The organism is Streptomyces sp. NPDC097981 (assembly GCF_040302565.1).
GTDB lineage: Bacteria > Actinomycetota > Actinomycetes > Streptomycetales > Streptomycetaceae > Streptomyces.
Window position 1 is genome coordinate 1 of record NZ_JBEORW010000048.1, and the last position, 16742, is coordinate 16742.

General features: G+C 72.3%; 13 protein-coding genes. 10 read left to right on the forward strand and 3 right to left on the reverse strand.

Annotated features, from left to right (window positions below):
• Positions 1-123 precede the first annotated feature (123 nt).
• From ABTY04_RS33305 to ABTY04_RS33345, 9 genes are all read left to right on the forward strand, one after another.
• Entirely contained in the window at positions 124-813 is a 690-nt protein-coding gene (locus ABTY04_RS33305) for an SDR family oxidoreductase (RefSeq protein ID WP_352217171.1), read from the forward strand.
• Positions 810-1793, forward strand: coding sequence for a methionine synthase (locus tag ABTY04_RS33310; RefSeq protein ID WP_352217172.1), 984 nt, complete (start codon positions 810-812; stop codon positions 1791-1793). The genes ABTY04_RS33305 and ABTY04_RS33310 overlap by 4 nt, the downstream gene beginning before the upstream one ends.
• 31 nt (positions 1794-1824) lie before the next feature.
• Positions 1825-4038: an NAD-dependent DNA ligase LigA gene (gene ligA, locus ABTY04_RS33315; protein ID WP_352217173.1), complete on the forward strand. Its 2214-nt coding sequence runs from the start codon at positions 1825-1827 to the stop codon at positions 4036-4038.
• A gap of 398 nt (positions 4039-4436) precedes the next feature.
• Positions 4437-6635 (forward strand): putative bifunctional diguanylate cyclase/phosphodiesterase, encoded by a 2199-nt coding sequence (locus ABTY04_RS33320; RefSeq protein WP_502996770.1) that lies wholly within the window; start codon positions 4437-4439, stop codon positions 6633-6635.
• A 257-nt stretch (positions 6636-6892) separates the two neighbouring features.
• Complete coding sequence (gene gatC, locus ABTY04_RS33325) at positions 6893-7189, forward strand: Asp-tRNA(Asn)/Glu-tRNA(Gln) amidotransferase subunit GatC (protein WP_007266718.1); 297 nt, start codon at positions 6893-6895, stop codon at positions 7187-7189.
• A 5-nt stretch (positions 7190-7194) separates the two neighbouring features.
• Positions 7195-8691, forward strand: a complete 1497-nt coding sequence (gatA, locus tag ABTY04_RS33330) for an Asp-tRNA(Asn)/Glu-tRNA(Gln) amidotransferase subunit GatA (protein WP_352217174.1) — start codon at positions 7195-7197, stop codon at positions 8689-8691.
• Positions 8688-8933 carry a hypothetical protein gene (locus ABTY04_RS33335; protein ID WP_266842460.1) on the forward strand — a complete coding sequence of 82 codons (246 nt, stop codon included), beginning with the start codon at positions 8688-8690 and terminating at the stop codon, positions 8931-8933. Before gatA ends, ABTY04_RS33335 begins: the two co-directional genes overlap by 4 nt.
• 15 nt (positions 8934-8948) lie before the next feature.
• Positions 8949-10460 (forward strand): Asp-tRNA(Asn)/Glu-tRNA(Gln) amidotransferase subunit GatB, encoded by a 1512-nt coding sequence (gene gatB, locus ABTY04_RS33340; protein ID WP_352217175.1) that lies wholly within the window; start codon positions 8949-8951, stop codon positions 10458-10460.
• Between the two features lie 155 nt (positions 10461-10615).
• Entirely contained in the window at positions 10616-10837 is a 222-nt protein-coding gene (locus ABTY04_RS33345; protein ID WP_352217176.1) for a hypothetical protein, read from the forward strand.
• Here the strand turns inward: ABTY04_RS33345 and ABTY04_RS33350 are convergent.
• Positions 10827-12683 carry a protein kinase domain-containing protein gene (locus ABTY04_RS33350; protein WP_352217177.1) on the reverse strand — a complete coding sequence of 619 codons (1857 nt, stop codon included), beginning with the start codon at positions 12681-12683 and terminating at the stop codon, positions 10827-10829. The genes ABTY04_RS33345 and ABTY04_RS33350 overlap by 11 nt on opposite strands.
• 222 nt (positions 12684-12905) lie before the next feature.
• Between ABTY04_RS33350 and ABTY04_RS33355 the strand changes: the two genes are divergently transcribed.
• Positions 12906-13949 (forward strand): S66 family peptidase, encoded by a 1044-nt coding sequence (locus tag ABTY04_RS33355; protein ID WP_352217220.1) that lies wholly within the window; start codon positions 12906-12908, stop codon positions 13947-13949.
• Here the strand turns inward: ABTY04_RS33355 and ABTY04_RS33360 are convergent.
• Positions 13939-14541, reverse strand: a complete 603-nt coding sequence (locus ABTY04_RS33360; protein WP_352217178.1) for a GNAT family N-acetyltransferase — start codon at positions 14539-14541, stop codon at positions 13939-13941. The two genes, ABTY04_RS33355 and ABTY04_RS33360, sit on opposite strands and share 11 nt — an antisense overlap.
• Positions 14538-16658 carry a penicillin acylase family protein gene (locus ABTY04_RS33365; RefSeq protein WP_352217179.1) on the reverse strand — a complete coding sequence of 707 codons (2121 nt, stop codon included), beginning with the start codon at positions 16656-16658 and terminating at the stop codon, positions 14538-14540. The genes ABTY04_RS33360 and ABTY04_RS33365 overlap by 4 nt, the downstream gene beginning before the upstream one ends.
• Between the last annotated feature and the right edge of the window lie 84 nt (positions 16659-16742).

Consider the following 16742-nt stretch of genomic DNA (forward strand, 5'->3'; position numbering starts at 1 on the left):
GCTCGTCTCGTTGGGTTCGGACCACTTCTCCGGGGCGTGCGCGAATTCGGGGTGGCGGCGGGGCCGCCGGCGGCGTCCGGGCCGTGCCCTGTCCGGCACCGGCGACCTGCGAGCATGGGGCGTATGGCTACTCACCTGATCACCGGTGCCGGCGCAGGCATCGGTGCCGCCGTCGCCGCCCGGCTGCACGCCCGCGGCGACGACCTCGTCCTCCTGGCCCGCGACGCCGCCCGTGCCAAGCAGCTCACCGCGCAGTACCCCGGCTCGCGCGCCCTCGTCGGCGACCTCGCCGACCCCGACCGGCTGTCCTGGGCGTTCTCCAAGCAGGCCGTGCCCGAGCGGATCGACTCCCTCCTGCACATCGCCGGGATCGTCGACCTCGGCCCCGTCGGCGAGCTGCGCCCCAAGACCTGGCACCAGCAGCTCAACGTGAACCTGGTCGCCCCCGCCGAGGTCACCCGGCTGCTGCTGCCGACCCTGCGGGCCTCCCGCGCCACCGTGGTCTTCGTGAACTCCGGCGCCGGCCTCACCGCCCACGCCGACTGGAGCGCGTACGCGGCCTCCAAGCACGGGCTCAAGGCCCTCGCCGACTCGCTGCGCGCCGAGGAGAAGCCCAACGGCATCCGGGTCACCTCCGTGTACCCCGGGCGGACCGCGACCGCGATGCAGGCGAAGGTGCACTCCCAGGAGGGCAAGGAGTACGACCCGGCCCGGTGGATCGACCCCGAGTCCGTGGCCACCACCATCGTCATGGCCGTCGACCTGCCGCGCGACGCCGAGGTCAACGACCTCACCGTGAGGCCGGGCCGATGACCGCCGCGGCCACCGGAGTCGGCTCCCTCCCCGGCGGCGACGCCCGCGAGGCCGCCAAGACCGCCACCGGGTCCTTCGAGGAGTTCCCGTACCTCCCCGAGCTGCCCGCCCGCGGGCCCGGCGCGGACATGATCGGCCGCTCCCTCGGGCTGCTCGTCGACATGTACGCCCACGTCGAGCCGAGCGGCTGGCGGATCAGCGACCGCCCCGGCCGCGACACGAGGCGCGCCCGGTCCTGGCTCGGCGAAGACCTCGACGCGCTGGAGGAGTTCACCCAGGGGTACCGGGGGAAGCTCAAGATCCAGGCCGTCGGACCGTGGACCCTGGCCACCGCCCTGGAGCTGCACGGCGGCGAGGCGGTGCTCCAGGACGCCGGAGCCTGCCGCGACCTGGCCGGATCGCTCGCGGAGGGGCTGCGCGACCACCTGGCCGACGTACGGAGGCGCATCCCCGGTGCCGAGATCGTTCTCCAGTTCGACGAGCCGTCCCTGGCCGCGGTGCTGCTGGGACGCGTCCGGTCCGCGAGCAAGTACCGGACGTACCGGGCCGTGGACCGGCAGGTCGTCGAGGGCACCCTCCGCGACCTGTTCGCCGTCCACGACGGGGAGGTCGTCGTCCACTCCTGCGCACCCGGGGTGCCCTTCGGCCTGCTCCGGCGGGCCGGCGCCACGGGCCTGTCGTTCGATTTCTCGTTGCTCACCGAGCGCGAGGACGACGCCATCGGTGAGGCCGTCGAAGGCGGCGCGAAACTGTTCGCCGGAGTGGTACCGGGCACCGACGCCCCGTTGTCGGACCCTGCCGGTAGCGTCATGGGTGTCAGGAAGCTTTGGCGCAGGCTGGGGCTGGCCCCGGGGACTCTGGCGGAGTCCGTCGTGGTCACTCCGTCGTGCGGTCTGGCGGGCGCCTCGCCCGCCTACGCCCGCGCGGTGCAGGCGCACTGCGTCAGAGCGGCGAGGTCCCTCGCCGACAACCCTGAGTGACGGAAACAGTCGGGCCACGGGAGGACACGGCATGGCAGCCGAACAGAAGCAGGCCGGCGACGGCACGGCCGCACCGACGGCGGTGCGCGAGCAGCACGCGCTGCTGGCCGAGCAGGTCGAGGAGCACCGCTTCCGGTACTACGTGAACGACCAGCCGGTCGTCAGCGACGCCGAGTTCGACAAGCTGCTGCGCTCGCTGGAGGCGCTGGAGGCGCAGTACCCCGAGCTGCGCACGCCCGACTCGCCCACGCAGAAGGTGGCCGGGGCGTACCAGACGGACTTCGCGTCCGTCGAGCACCGGGAGCGCATGCTCTCCCTCGACAACGCCTTCGACGACGAGGAGTTGGCGGCCTGGGCCGACCGGGTGGCACGGGACGTCAACACCCCCGACTTCCACTACCTGTGCGAGCTCAAGGTGGACGGCCTGGCCGTCAACCTCACCTACGAGAAGGGCCGCCTCACCCGGGCCGCCACCCGCGGTGACGGCCGCACCGGCGAGGACATCACGCCCAACGTCCGCACCATCGCCGAGATCCCGGACCGCCTCAAGGGCGACCGCATCCCGGACCTGGTCGAGATCCGCGGCGAGGTCTTCTTCCCGATGGAGAAGTTCGAGGAGCTCAACGCCCGGCTCGTGGAGGCGGGCGACAAGCCCTTCGCCAACCCGCGCAACGCGGCGGCCGGCTCGCTGCGGCAGAAGGACCCGAAGGTCACCGCCACCCGGCCGCTGCACATGGTGGTGCACGGCATCGGTGCCCGCGCGGGCCTCGACATCGACAAGCTCTCGCACGCGTACGAGCTGCTCGGCGAGTGGGGCCTGCCCACGGCCCGGCACAACAAGGCGGTGTCCTCGCTCGCGGAGGTCCGCGAGTTCATCTCCTACTTCGGCGAGAACCGGCACTCCGTGGAGCACGAGATCGACGGTGTCGTCGTCAAGCTCGACGAGATCCCGCTCCAGGGCCGCCTCGGTTCCACGGCCCGCGCCCCGCGCTGGGCGATCGCCTGGAAGTACGCCCCCGAAGAGGTCAACACCAAGCTGATCGACATCAAGGTCGGCGTCGGCCGCACCGGCCGCGTGACCCCGTACGCGCAGGTGGAGCCGGTGACGGTGGCCGGCTCCGAGGTCGAGTTCGCGACCCTGCACAACCAGGAGGTCGTCAAGGCCAAGGGCGTGCTCATCGGGGACACCGTGGTCCTGCGCAAGGCCGGCGACGTCATCCCCGAGATCCTCGGCCCGGTGGTGGACCTGCGCGACGGCAGCGAGCGGGAGTTCGTCATGCCGGCCGAGTGCCCCGAGTGCGGGACGGCGCTGCGGCCGATGAAGGAGGGCGACATCGACCTCCGCTGCCCCAACGGGCAGACGTGCCCGGCCCAGCTGCGCGAGCGGCTCTTCTACCTGGCAGGCCGCCAGTGCCTGGACATCGAGAACTTCGGCGCCGTGGCCGCGGCCGCGCTCACCAACCCGCTGGAGCCGGCCGAGCCGCCGATGCTCGACGAGGGCGACCTGTTCAGCCTCACCATCGAGCAGCTGCTGCCCATCAAGGCGTACGTCCTGGACGCCGACAGCGGGCTGCCCAAGCGCGACCCGAAGACCGGCGAGGAGAAGATCGTCACGGTCTTCGCCAACCAGAAGGGCGAGCCGAAGAAGAACGCCCTGGCCATGCTGGAGAACATCGCGGCCGCCAAGGAGCGCCCCCTGGCCCGGTTCATCAACGGCCTGTCGATCCGGCACGTGGGCCCCGTCGCGGCGGAGACCCTGGCCCGCGAGTTCCGCTCCGTCGAGCGGATCGAGCAGGCCACGGAGGAAGAACTCGCCGCCACCGAGGGCGTCGGGCCGATCATCGCGGCGGCGGTCAAGGAGTGGTTCGCCGTCGACTGGCACCAGGAGATCCTGCGCAAGTGGCGGGAGGCCGGGGTCCGGATGGAGGAGGAGGGGTCCGGCGAGGAGGAGGGGCCGCGCCCACTGGAAGGCCTGACCGTCGTCGTCACCGGCACTTTGCAGAGCCACACGCGGGACGGCGCGAAGGAGGCCCTGCAGAGCCGCGGCGCCAAGGTGACCGGCTCCGTCTCGAAGAAGACCTCTTTCGTCGTGGTCGGCGACAACCCGGGCTCCAAGTACGACAAGGCCGTGCAGCTGAAGCTGGCCGTCCTCGACGACGCGGGCTTCGCGGTGCTCCTCGAACAGGGCCCCGACGCGGCCCGCGAGGCGGCGCTCCCGGTGGAAGGCGACGCCGGAGTGGAGTAACCCCCCCCGGGAGAAATGGCAGGACGCGCCCCGGGGGAGTAGCGAAGGCGAACGGATGCGTGGCGTGCGGCCATACGGGCGGGCGCACGCCAGGCGCAACGCCCGGTGGTAAAAGGCTGGTACAGGGCTGTTCGCAGGGCCGTTGCCTGTCGGATCATCGGATGGGCTACCCGGGGGTCCTGGTCCAAACTCACCCGTTCGGCGGATACCGTACTGATGAGGATGGCTGGGTCGCATTCGGGCAACCGCCGCCGACCGCTGCCCCTGGGAGCCTCTCGCGTCCTACTGTTGAGGGGTGCGCCTGTCGTGCACGGCTGCGTGATGCGCTTCCAGCCGTGATGGCATGACATCGGGGCCATCGCGTGGCATCGGCATTGCCGGCTGTGAGAGGGACGGGCATGAAACCCACCGAAAGCGCCGACCCGTCACCTGAATTCGGCGGGGAGATCCCGTCCATGCGGGCGGGCCGGCTCGGTGTCCTGGGTTCCAGGACACCGGACACCCACCCGCTCGACACCGGCGCGGGATCGGGACGGGCGCCGCAGCGCACCGTGCTGCCCTTCATCGTCGTGGGCGTGGCCGTCGCGGTCCTCGCGGCCGGCACCGTTTCCGCGCTGAGTGGCCGTCATGCCCTGTTTCCCGGCGGCCCCGTCGGCTGGGCGCTCGCCCTGCTGACCGGCATCATCGTCGGCCACCTGGTCGCGCTGGGCCGGGACCGCTGGTCGGGCGGCACGGGCTCGGGCGCGGCACTCACCCTTGGCGTGCTCGTCCTCTACGGCTGGGTGCCTGCGGGACTCGTCTCCCTCGCCGTGGTGTCCCTGGTCGGGGCCGCGCGCCGGCACCGCTGGCGCCAGGGGCTGCTGCACGGCGCCACCGACATCCTCGGCATCGGCGCGGGAGCCCTCGTACTCGCCGCGTTCGGCCAGGAGCCGACCGTCGAGACGCCGTGGCGGCCCACCACCTGGGGGCTGGAGGCCGCCCCCGAGATCATCCTGGTCGCCCTGGCCTACCTGATGGTCACCAAGGTGCTGCTGTGGATCGCGCTGACCCCGCGCGGGGGCGCACTGCCCACCATCGCCCGGACGGCACTGCTCCGCCAGGCCTTAGTCGCGGTCGCCCTCCTCGGCATCGCGCCGCTGATCTGCGTCGTCGCCGTGACGCAGCCGGTGCTGCTGCCGCTGTTCGCCGTACCGCTGATCGCCCTGGACTCCACCCTGTGGATCGCCCGGGCCCGCGCCGAGGAGCAGCTGCGGGACCCGCTGACCGGGCTGCCGAACCGGCAGTGGCTGCTGGAGCGCGCCTGGTCCGCACTGGACGAGGCGGAACGTCTGGGCACCCGGTCGGCTCTCGTGCTGATCGACCTGGACCGGTTCCGCGCGGTCAACGACACGCTCGGCCACCTCGCCGGCGACCGGCTGCTGCTCCAGATCGCCGACCGGCTCCGCCAGGCCCTGCCCGAGGAAGCCGAGGCCGCGCGCCTCGGCGGGGACGAGTTCGCCGTCCTGCTGCCCACCACCGACTCCACCACCAGCGCCCAGCGGGTCGCCCGCCACCTCGTCGCCGAGCTCAGCTCCCCCCTCGACCTGGACGGACTGACCCTGGTCCTGGAAGCCAGCGCCGGACTCGCCGTCTTCCCCGACCACGCGCTGGACGCGGAAGGGCTTCTGCGCCGCGCCGACGTCGCGATGTACCAGGCGAAGCGGGACCGCACCGGCGTGGAGGTGTACGAGTCCAAGCGGGACAGCAACACCCCCGACCGGCTCGGCCTCCTCGGCGATCTGCGCCGGGCCCTCGACGCCGGCGAAGTGGAACTCCACTACCAGCCCAAGGTCCGCTTCGACGGCCAGGTGGCCGGGCTCGAAGCCCTGGTGCGGTGGGTGCACCCGGAACGCGGCAGGGTGTCGCCCGACGAGTTCATCGCGATCGCCGAGACCTCGGGGCTGATGCCCCACCTCACCGAATACGTGCTGGAGACGGCCCTCGCCCAGGTGGCCCGCTGGCGGGCCCAGGGCCTGAAGGTCCCCGTCGCCGTCAACGTTTCCCCACGCGACGTCCACACGCCCGGCTTCGCGGGCGCGGTCGCGGCCCGGCTGGCCCGGCACGGGGTCCCGGCCAGCGGCCTCCAGCTGGAAATAACGGAACACGTCCTCCTGGAGGACCCGCAGCGCGCCGCCGACACCATGGCGGGCCTGACGGGCCACGGCGTGAAGATGTCGCTCGACGACTTCGGCACCGGCTACTCCTCCCTGGTGCACCTGCGGCGGCTGCCGGTCAGCGAGCTGAAGATCGACCGCTCGTTCGTGGCACGGCTCGCGGTGGACGCGCAGGACGCGGAGATCGTCCGGTGCACCGTCGACCTCGCGCACTCGCTGGGGCTGCTCGTCGTCGCCGAGGGCGTGGAGGACGACGAGACCTGGGAGCGCCTGCGCGACCTGGGCTGCGACGCCGTCCAGGGCTGGCTGGTCGCGGCCGCCATGCCCCCGCAGGAGGCCACGGCCTGGCTCCTGGCCCGCGGCGAACGCGGCTGGCGCCGCCCGGCGGACATCACGGCGGAACTCTCGGCGTCACCGACGGGCGCGGAAACCCCGGCCCAGTAGTCCGGCGGCCCCGGCCGCCGGCCGGCCCGGCCGTGCCCGGACCCCGCAGGCCTTGCCGCGGACCCCGTCGGTGGGGTCCGCGGCCGGCCGAACGGGTCCGGGCCCGCCCCGGGAAACGGCAGAGAGCGCGAGGCGGGGACAGAGCCCGTGCAGCGGTGCCGCGAGCGCCCCGGGGTAAACGGTTTCGTGGGTCCGGGGCCCAGCCCCATAGGATTGGTCACGAAACTACACACTCACCACCCCCAGAGGATCGCTGCATGCCTGGCATCACGCGCGAGGAGGTCGCCCACCTCGCTCGGCTGGCACGTCTGGAACTGAAGAGCGAAGAGCTCGACCACTTCGCCGGACAGCTCGACGACATCATCGGCGCGGTCGCCCGCGTTTCCGAGGTCGCCGACCAAGACGTCCCGCCGACCTCCCACCCGCTGCCGCTGACGAACGTCATGCGCGCGGACGAGGTCCGACCGTCGCTCACCCCCGAGCAGGCGCTTTCCGGCGCTCCCGCCCAGGAGCAGCAGCGTTTCAAGGTGCCGCAGATCCTGGGGGAGGACTAACAACCATGACTGACCAGATCATCAAGCTCACGGCCGCCCAGACCGCCGAGAAGATCTCCTCCGGCGAGCTGACGGCCGTCGAGGTCACCGAGGCCCACCTGGCCCGCATCGACGCGACCGACGAGAAGGTCCACGCCTTCCTGCACGTCGACCGCGAGGGCGCCCTTGCCCAGGCGCGCGCCGTCGACGCCAAGCGAGAGCGCGGCGAGAAGCTCGGCCCGCTGGCCGGCGTCCCGCTCGCCCTCAAGGACATCTTCACCACCGTCGGGGTCCCGACCACCGTCGGTTCGAAGATCCTCGAAGGCTGGATCCCGCCGTACGACGCCACCCTGACGCGCAAGCTCAAGGAAGCCGACGTCGTCATCCTCGGCAAGACCAACATGGACGAGTTCGCCATGGGGTCCTCCACGGAGAACAGCGCGTACGGGCCCACCGGCAACCCCTGGGACCTCACCCGCATCCCCGGCGGCTCCGGCGGCGGTTCCGCGGCCGCGCTGGCCGCCTTCCAGGCCCCCCTCGCCATCGGCACGGACACCGGCGGCTCCATCCGCCAGCCCGCCGCCGTCACGGGCACGGTCGGCGTGAAGCCCACGTACGGCGGTGTCTCGCGCTACGGCATGGTCGCCTTCTCCTCCTCCCTCGACCAGGGCGGGCCCTGCGCCCGTACGGTCCTGGACGCGGCGCTCCTCCACGAGGTCATCGCCGGCCACGACCCGATGGACTCCACCTCCATCGACGCCCCGGTCCCGCCGGTCGTCGAGGCGGCGCGCAACGGCTCCGTCGCCGGTATGCGCGTCGGTGTCGTCAAGCAGTTCGCCGGCGAGGGCTACCAGGCCGGCGTCGTCCAGCGCTTCAACGAGTCCGTCGAGCTCCTCAAGGAGCTGGGCGCCGAGATCGTCGAACTGGACTGCCCCTCCTTCGACCTCGCGATGGCCGCGTACTACCTGATCGCGCCGTCCGAGTGCTCCTCGAACCTCGCCCGCTTCGACGCCATGCGCTACGGCCTGCGCATCGGCGACGACGGCACCAAGTCCGCCGAGGACGTCACCGCCCTGACCCGCGAAGCCGGCTTCGGCGACGAGGTCAAGCGCCGCATCATCCTCGGTACGTACGCGCTCAGCTCCGGCTACTACGACGCGTACTACGGCTCCGCCCAGAAGGTCCGCACGCTCATCAGCAAGGACTTCGAGAAGTCCTTCGAGCAGGTCGACGTGATCGTCTCCCCGACGACCCCGACCACCGCCTTCGCCATCGGCGAGCGCACCGACGACCCCCTCGCCATGTACCTCGCGGACCTGTGCACCATCCCGACCAACCTGGCCGGGAACTCCGCCATGTCGCTGCCCTGCGGCCTGGCGCCCGAGGACGGCCTGCCGGTCGGCCTGCAGATCATTGCCCCGGCGATGAAGGACGACCGCCTCTACAAGGTCGGTGCAGCCGTCGAGGCCGCCTTCGTCGAGCGCTGGGGTCACCCGCTGCTTGAGGAGGCACCGTCGCTGTGAGTTCGAGTGCTCTGTCCAAGGCCAAGGGCTTCAAGAAGTCCAAGTCCGGTACGTACCTGTCGATCGGCACCACCGCGTTCGGTGCCATCAGCGTGATCAAGCAGGCCAGGAAGGCCCGCTCCGAGCACGACACGCTGAAGCTGGTCGACGCCGTTGTGTCCGCCGCCGCCATCGTCACCGGCCTCGCGATCCTGTACCGCGAGCTGAAGCGCCTCGGCGACGACGACGTTCTGCTGGGCTGAGAGGGAAGTTTCACTGTGACCGTCACCGAACTGCTGTCGTACGAGGACGCCCTCGCGTCGTACGACCCCGTCATGGGCCTCGAAGTCCATGTCGAGCTCGGCACCAAGACCAAGATGTTCTGCGGCTGCTCGACCGAGCTGGGCGCCGAGCCCAACTCGCAGACCTGCCCCACCTGCCTCGGTCTGCCCGGCTCGCTGCCCGTCGTCAACGCGATCGGCGTCGAGTCGGCCATCAAGATCGGCCTTGCGCTGAACTGCGAGATCGCCGAATGGTGCCGCTTCGCCCGGAAGAACTACTTCTATCCGGACATGCCGAAGAACTTCCAGACCTCCCAGTACGACGAGCCGATCGCCTTCAACGGCTACCTCGACGTGCAGCTGGAGGACGGCGAGATCTTCCGCGTGGAGATCGAGCGCGCCCACATGGAGGAGGACACCGGCAAGTCGCTGCACGTCGGCGGCGCCACCGGCCGTATCCACGGCGCGTCCCACTCCCTGCTGGACTACAACCGCGCCGGCATCCCGCTCATCGAGATCGTCACCAAGCCGATCGAGGGCGCGGGCGAGCGGGCCCCCGAGGTCGCCAAGGCGTACGTCGCCGAGCTGCGCGAGGTCATCAAGGCCCTCGGCGTGTCCGAGGCCCGGATGGACAAGGGCCAGATGCGCTGCGACGTGAACCTGTCGCTGCGCCCCAACGGGACCGAGACGTTCGGCACCCGCTCGGAGACCAAGAACGTCAACTCGCTGCGCTCCGTGGAGCGGGCCGCCCGCTTCGAGATCCAGCGCCACGCAGCCGTGCTGTCGTCCGGCGGCTCGATCGTGCAGGAGACCCGTCACTTCCACGAGGAGGACGGCTCCACCACCTCCGGCCGCATCAAGGACAACGCCGAGGACTACCGGTACTTCCCGGAGCCCGACCTGGTCCCCGTCGCCCCGGCCCGCGACTGGGTCGAGGAGCTGCGCGCAGGCCTGCCCGAGATGCCGCGCGTGCGCCGCAACCGCCTCCGCGAGGACTGGGGCGTCAGCGAGCACGACATGCAGTCGATCCTCAACGCGGGCGCGGTGGACTCCATCGTCGCCACGATCGAGGCGGGCGCCGACTCGACGGCCGCGCGCAAGTGGTGGATGGGCGAGCTGGCCCGCAACGCCAACGAGCGGGGCGTCGTCGTCGACGAGCTGCCTATCACCCCGGTCCAGGTCGCGCGCGTCGCGGCGCTGGTCGCGGCCGGCGAGCTGAACGACAAGCTGGCCCGCCAGGTCCTGGAGGGCGTCCTCGCCGGCGAGGGCACCCCGGACGAGGTCGTCGAGAAGCGCGGCCTGAAGGTCGTCTCGGACGAGGGCGCGCTCGGCGCGGCCGTCGACGAGGCGATCGCGGGCAACGCGGCCATCGCCGACAAGATCCGCGGCGGCAAGATCGCCGCTGTCGGCGCCCTGGTCGGCGCGGTCATGAAGACCACCCGCGGCCAGGCCGACGCGGCTCGCGTCAAGGAGCTCATCCTGGAGCGCCTGGGCGTGACGGAGGGCTGACCCCTTCCCGCCCGCAGTACGGCCGAAGGCCCCGCACCTGGTGGTGCGGGGCCTTCCCCGTATCCCGTCTCCCGCAGACCGGGCGACCGGAGGCCGACCGGGAGGCCCTCGACGCGGCGAAGAGCGCCCACCGGGGCCGGCACTCGGAGGCCCATGTGGCCGCGCCCGACGGGGTGTTGGCGCGGGCCGCGTCCGTCAACCGCGCCCTCAACGACGTCTACGGGCAGGTGAAGCGGCTGGAGCGGGGAGCCCCCGAGCCGGGTGAGACGGCCGCGACCGCCTCCCTGGCCAAGGAGGAGGCCTGGCGGCGCATCTCCGCCATGCGGGCGGCGATGCGCCATGACCTCTGGGTGCCGGAGGGCTCCCTCAGCGCTTGAGGACGGGGCCGGCGATGACGACCGTGCCGTTGTTGCAGCCCTTGTCCACCTTGACGCGCAGCCGCAGGGCCCCCGACACCTGTACCGACCGGGTGATGGGCTTGCCGAGTTCCACCAGTTCGGAGAAGGCGGCGGGCTGCCCGTCGAGGGAGATGGTCACCCGGCCCTGCTCGTTGGTGGAGCCGTCGTCGATCCCTGCCGTGAACTCCAGCTCCTTCCACTCGCGGTTGAGGTCGAATTCGGCGTACGCCTCGTCGTTGCAGTCCGGGTGCGCGATGAATGCGGCCCCGTACTGCTTCGTGTTGATCTTCGCTGCTCCGATCCTGAAGCCGCCCAGGTCCGACACCGGGGACATGACGGTGAGGTCCGCCGCCTTGATGTCCGGCGCAATGCCGGACGGGGGCTTGGAGCCCGATGCCGTGGGTTCGGCCGTAACCTCGGCCTCCTCGCTCCGCGAAGGGGTGGCGGCCGGGGTCGGGGAGGACGTGGCGGGTGCGGAGCTCGCGGCCGGCTTGTCGCCCCCGGCCCCGTCCGCCCCCTTGTCCTTGTCGCTGCCCAGGAGCCGGATCCCGGCCACCGCGAGCGCGGCCACGACCAGGACCCCGGCGACGGCGCCGAGGATCAGCCCGGCCCTGCGCTTCCTGCGCGCAGGCGGGGTCTGCGTCGGCCCCGACGGCGGGGCCGGGCTGTGGGCGGGCCCGTAGCCGGCGGGTACGGACGCCATCGCGGCCGTCGCAGCCGCTGCCGCCGTCGTGGGTTCGGGCTCCGGGGCCGGGGCGGGGGCGGGGGTTGGGACCTGCGTGGCCGGCGGGCTCTGCGCGGGCGGCGGGGGGACCTGCGCGGCCGGGGCCGGCGGGGTCGCGGGCTGGGGCGGAACCACCGGCTGCGGCGGGGTCGCCGGCCGCGCCGGGACGGCGTCGCGCACGCTGCCCGCGGGTTGCGAGGCGGAGGTGGTCGTGGAGACCACCGCGTGCCGGATGTCCTTCATCCACCCGGCCAGGCTGAGGGGCCGCTCCCCGGGGTCGGCCGAGCAGATCGCGGCGATCCGGGCCCGCTGCTCGGCATCCAGCGCTGCGATCTGCGGGAGCCCGGTCAGGGCCCGGGCCAGCAGCTCCGGCGTGGCCGGCGGGGACTGGCCGCTCAGCAGGAAGTACGCGATGGCCCCGAAGGCGTACCGGTCCGTGCCCGGTGTGCGCTTGCCGTCGAAGACCTCGGGAGCCGCGTACCCGGGCGTGAACCACACTTCCGCCGTCTGGTGGTCGGCGGTCAGCTTGCTCAGCCCGAAGTCCACCAGCGTGGCCTGTCCATGGCCGTCGACCATCACATTGCCCGGTGACAGGTCACCGTGGATCACCTGGCGCCCGGACGGGGTGGCCTTCCCCGAGTGCAGCCAGTCCAGTACGTCGGCGAGCTGTTCCAGCGTCCGCATCACCTCGCGCCGCTCGGCGGCGGTGGCCAGCGTCAGCTCGGCCCGCCAGTCGCGCAGGTCGAGCCCGTCGACATGGTTCATGACGAGTACGAGGGCCCGGCCGGTCAGCGTCGAGGACTCCCCGGGCCGGTGGATCGGCGGCCCCTCGAAGTGTTCCCGTACGCCCACCACCCCGGGCCGGTGGACGAACCGGAGCAGTTCCGCCTGCTCGTTCCACTTCCGGCTGATCCGGTCGAAGACGTCGGGCGTGATGGTCGTCTTCGAGTCGAGCACTTTCACGACCACGGGCTCGGCCCCGCCGGCCAGCTCGATCTCGGCGAGATAGAGCACGGCCTCTCCGCCGCGCCCGATCGACCGGAGCAACCGGTACCGGTCCGCTGCCGCATCCGGCCCGATGTGCAGGTTCTGGCTGGTCAATTTCCCCCCAGCGCCGCTGATGTGATGGGAAATCAGCTTCCCGGGACGGAGGGGGCGCGGTCAATCGGAATGGGTATCCCGGAGGGGTGACGAAGGCCGGGGCGCAGCGGCCCCGAACGGCGTTCCGGGGCGGCGGACCGAACAAATCGCTTCGGCGCGCGCGCCGACCGCTCCTACGATCGCCGGATGACGGCTCCGATGACGGCTCCGATGACGGCTCCGATGACGGCTCCCCTCCATCCCGCCAAGCCCCGCCCCGGAGACCGGATCGCGGTGCTCTCCCCGTCGTCCGGGCTGCCCGGGCTCTTCCCCCGCCCCTACGCGCTGGGGCTGCACAGGCTCCGGGACACGTTCGGGCTGATTCCGGTGGAATACCCGACGACCCGCACGATGGGTGCGACGCCCGAGGAACGCGCCGCCGACATCCACGCGGCCTTCGCGGACCCCGAGGTCAAGGCGGTGATCGCAAGCATCGGCGGCGACGACCAGATCACCGTGCTCCCCCATCTCGACGCCGAGCTCCTGCGCGCCCACCCGAAGCCGTTCTTCGGGTACAGCGACAACACCAACCTGCTGCTGTTCCTGCGGAACCTGGGCATCGTCGGCTACCACGGGGCCTCGGTGATGACCGAGCTCGGACGGCCCGGCGCGATGCACCCGCAGACCGCCGACTCCTTCCGGGCGGCCCTGTTCACCTCGGGCACGTACGAACTCACCCCCTCGTCCGCCTGCCGGGACGTCGACCGCCCCTGGGACGACCCGCTCACCTTCGCGGCCGAACCCCCGATGGAGCCCGCCGACGGCTGGACATGGCACAACGCCGGCACAGTGGTCGAAGGGGCCGGCTGGGGAGGCAACATCGAGATCATCTCCTGGCTGCTGATGGCCGACCGCGCGGTGCAACCGGCCGACACCTACACCGGAGACGTGCTCTTCCTGGAGACGTCCGAGGAGATGCCGCGGGCCGAGGAGGTCTACCGGATCCTCCGGTGCATGGGTGAACGCGGGCTGCTGCGCCGGTTTCCCGCCCTGCTGATGGGCAGAGCGAAGAGCTGGTCGTTCCAGAACAGGCTCGGCGCCCAGGACAAGGCGCGTTTCCGCAGTGACCAGCGCGGGGCCGTCCTGCGGGCCGTTCAGCAGTACGCCCCCGACACCATGGTGGTGTTCGACGTCGACCTCGGCCACACCGACCCGCAACTCGTGATCCCCGTCGGAGGGCGGATCCGGGTCGACGGGCCGGGTCGGCGGATCTGCGTCACGTACTGATCGGCGCGCTGAGGAAGGCCAGGCGGGCCTGCTTCGCCGGCAGGTACACCTCGGGCAGGTCGATCTCGGGAAGCTCGACCTCGGGGCCGAGTACGAACCCGGTCCGCACGAGGCGGGCGACGGCCTTCTCGTTGCGGGCGTCGGGCTCCGCGATCACCCGCCGGGTGGTCCCGTCCGAGAAGACGTACGAGAGGAAGGCCCTGATCAGGCCCGCGCTGAAGCCCCGTTCGGTCCCGCTCGGCGGCGGGGCGAGCAGCATGTGCACGCCGGTGTCGCCGGGCCGGACCTCGTAGCACTCGCCGACCCGGTCCTCGGCGCAGTCGTACGTCTGGAACAGCGCGACCGGCTCTCCGTCGCGGCGCGCCAGGAACGCGTGGTGAGTCGTGCGGCGGTCGACGTCCTCGTAGATCTCCTGGACGAGTTCCCGGCTGGCCTCGCCCATGCCCCAGAACCGGGCCCGCTCCTCGGTGACCCAGGAGTGGATCAGCGCGGCGTCGGCGGCCGGGTCGACGGGGGTGAGGGTGACCGTGCCGACGCCCTCGATCCGCTGGGAGTGGACGGGCTGGCGGGCGGAGGCGCTGCTGCTGGTCATACGGATTCCTTGGTGAGGCGGGTCCAGTCGGTGACGACGGGGACGAGTTCGCACTGCGCCCAGAGCGGGAGCTGGTCGCGGTGGTGGGGTGATCCGGTGACGCCGTCCGCGCCGAGCGGGACCGCCCAGAGGCTGTCCTCGCGGCGGGCCAGGTCCCAGACGTAACGGGCCGCCGATGCACGGGCGGTGAGATCGGTGAAACCGGGGACGGTGGAGGTGGCGTTCACGCAGTCGTGGTCACCGCCGAGGCCGGGCCACTGTGCGTCCGGGTCGGGGAGCGCCGACCAGGGTGCCAGGCGGTGCACCTGCGACCACGGGGTGTCGGGGGCGCCCGCCGCGGCGGTCTCCTCCAGGGCGGCGCGTACGTGGGCCGCCCGGTCGAGGGCCGGGAGGAGGGCGGTGGTCAGCAGGCCCTCCAGGGCGTAGCCGACGCGCGGGACGAGGTACAGCCACGGGTGGAACACCTCGGGGCCGGCCGGCGCGCCCGCCAGGTCCGCGAGGGCGGGATCGGCGGCGAAGCGGCGTACGACGCAGGCCCGGAACGCCGAGAAGACGGTCGCATCGGTGCTTTCGGCGGCCATGTGCCGGTCCCAGGCGAGCAGCCGGGCGCGCAGCGCCCGCGCGGCGGGGGACAGGCCGTCGAGCCCGGGGAGCAGGGCCAGCAGCGGGGCGGCCGAGGCCAGGTACGTGTCCCGGTGTACGTCGGCCATCGCCTTCGGGGACCAGTCGGCCGAGCCGGAGAGCAGCTCGCGGATGCGCTCCGCGCGGTGCGCAGGCGCGAACTCCACGCCGAGCGGCGAGGCGATCCCGCGCGCGTTGGCCATGACGGCGAAGCCCTGCACGGGTTCGGCGGGGGTCTCGGCCCAGCCCTGCCAGACGTACTGCGGATCCCAGGCGGGCACCGGGCGCAGCCGGTTGGCCCGGTGGCGCAGCGGGACCGCGCCGGCGACGCGGTGCAGCAGGCCGCCCTCGGAGTCGGCGGCCTGGACGACGTTGACGGGCTCGGCCCAGCCGTCGAGGGCGCGGTCGATGTCGGCGACGGTGCGGGCGCGGAGCAGCGCGGGCAGGACGGCGAAGCCGAGGTCGCGGCGGACGCGGGGCGGGTAGCGCAGCGAGAGGGTCTGCTCCGCCGTTCCGCCGTGTGTGATCACCGGGCCGCGGGCGGTCTCCAGGACCTCGACCTCGACCGGGTCGGCGCCGGCGACGGTGATGGTCTCGGTGTGCCGGTGGACGGGCTCCCAGGTGTTGTCGGGGCCCAGGGCTTCGATGCCGCCTCCGTTCCCGTCTCCGTCCCGGTCTCCGTCCCGGCCTCCGTCCCCGGCACCGCCCTCGGCGGGGCGCAGCTGCTCGACGTACAGGTCCTGGTAGTCGGCCATGGCGTTGGTGATCGCCCAGGCGGCACTGCCGGTGTGCCCGAAGTGGCCGAAGCCGGGGATGCCGGGGACGGCGAGGCCGAGGACGTCGTACTCGGGGCAGGAGAGCCGGATCTGCTGGTAGACGCCCGGGTCCTCGATGAACCGGTGCGGGTCGCCCGCGATGATCGCCGAGCCGCTGCCGGTCCGGCCGCCCGGGACCAGCCAGCCGTTGCTGCCGGCGGTGCCGGGGCCGTCGGTGGCGAAGAGGGTGACGGCGTCCTCGCCCAGGGCGCGAGCCACGCGCTCGCGCCACAGCTTGGTGGCGAACCCGGCGAAGAGGATGTGGGTGGCGATCCAGATGCCGAGCGGAACCCACGGCTCCCAGGGGGTCGGGGTGTGGCCGGTGCGGGTGAACCGCGAGTCGCGGGCGGCGCCTTGGGTGAGCCCGTCGTTGACGCCGTCCACGTAGGCCCGGACCCAGGCGGCGGTGTCGGGGTCGAGTGCCTCGTGGCAGCGGCGGGCGGTGTCGGCGAGCCGGGACTGGCGGGCGAAGCGGTCCCAGGCGACGGAGTCCGGTCCGAGGAAGGCGGCGCTGGAACCCTGGGCGCGGTGCCGCTCGACCTCCAACTGCCAGGCGCGGTCGTGGGCGGTGATGCGGCCCTGGGCGTAGGCGAGTCGGTTGGCATCGGGGGCGCGGAGATGGGGGATGCCCCAGTCGTCCCGGTAGAGCTCGAAGGCGTCGGCGTTGGGCACAAGGTTCACACTCTTCCCCCCGTTTCATTAGGTTAGGCTTCCCTAAGTCTATGGGGTGGTGAGGGGAGGGTCCGCCGCACCGGCCCGGCGGGG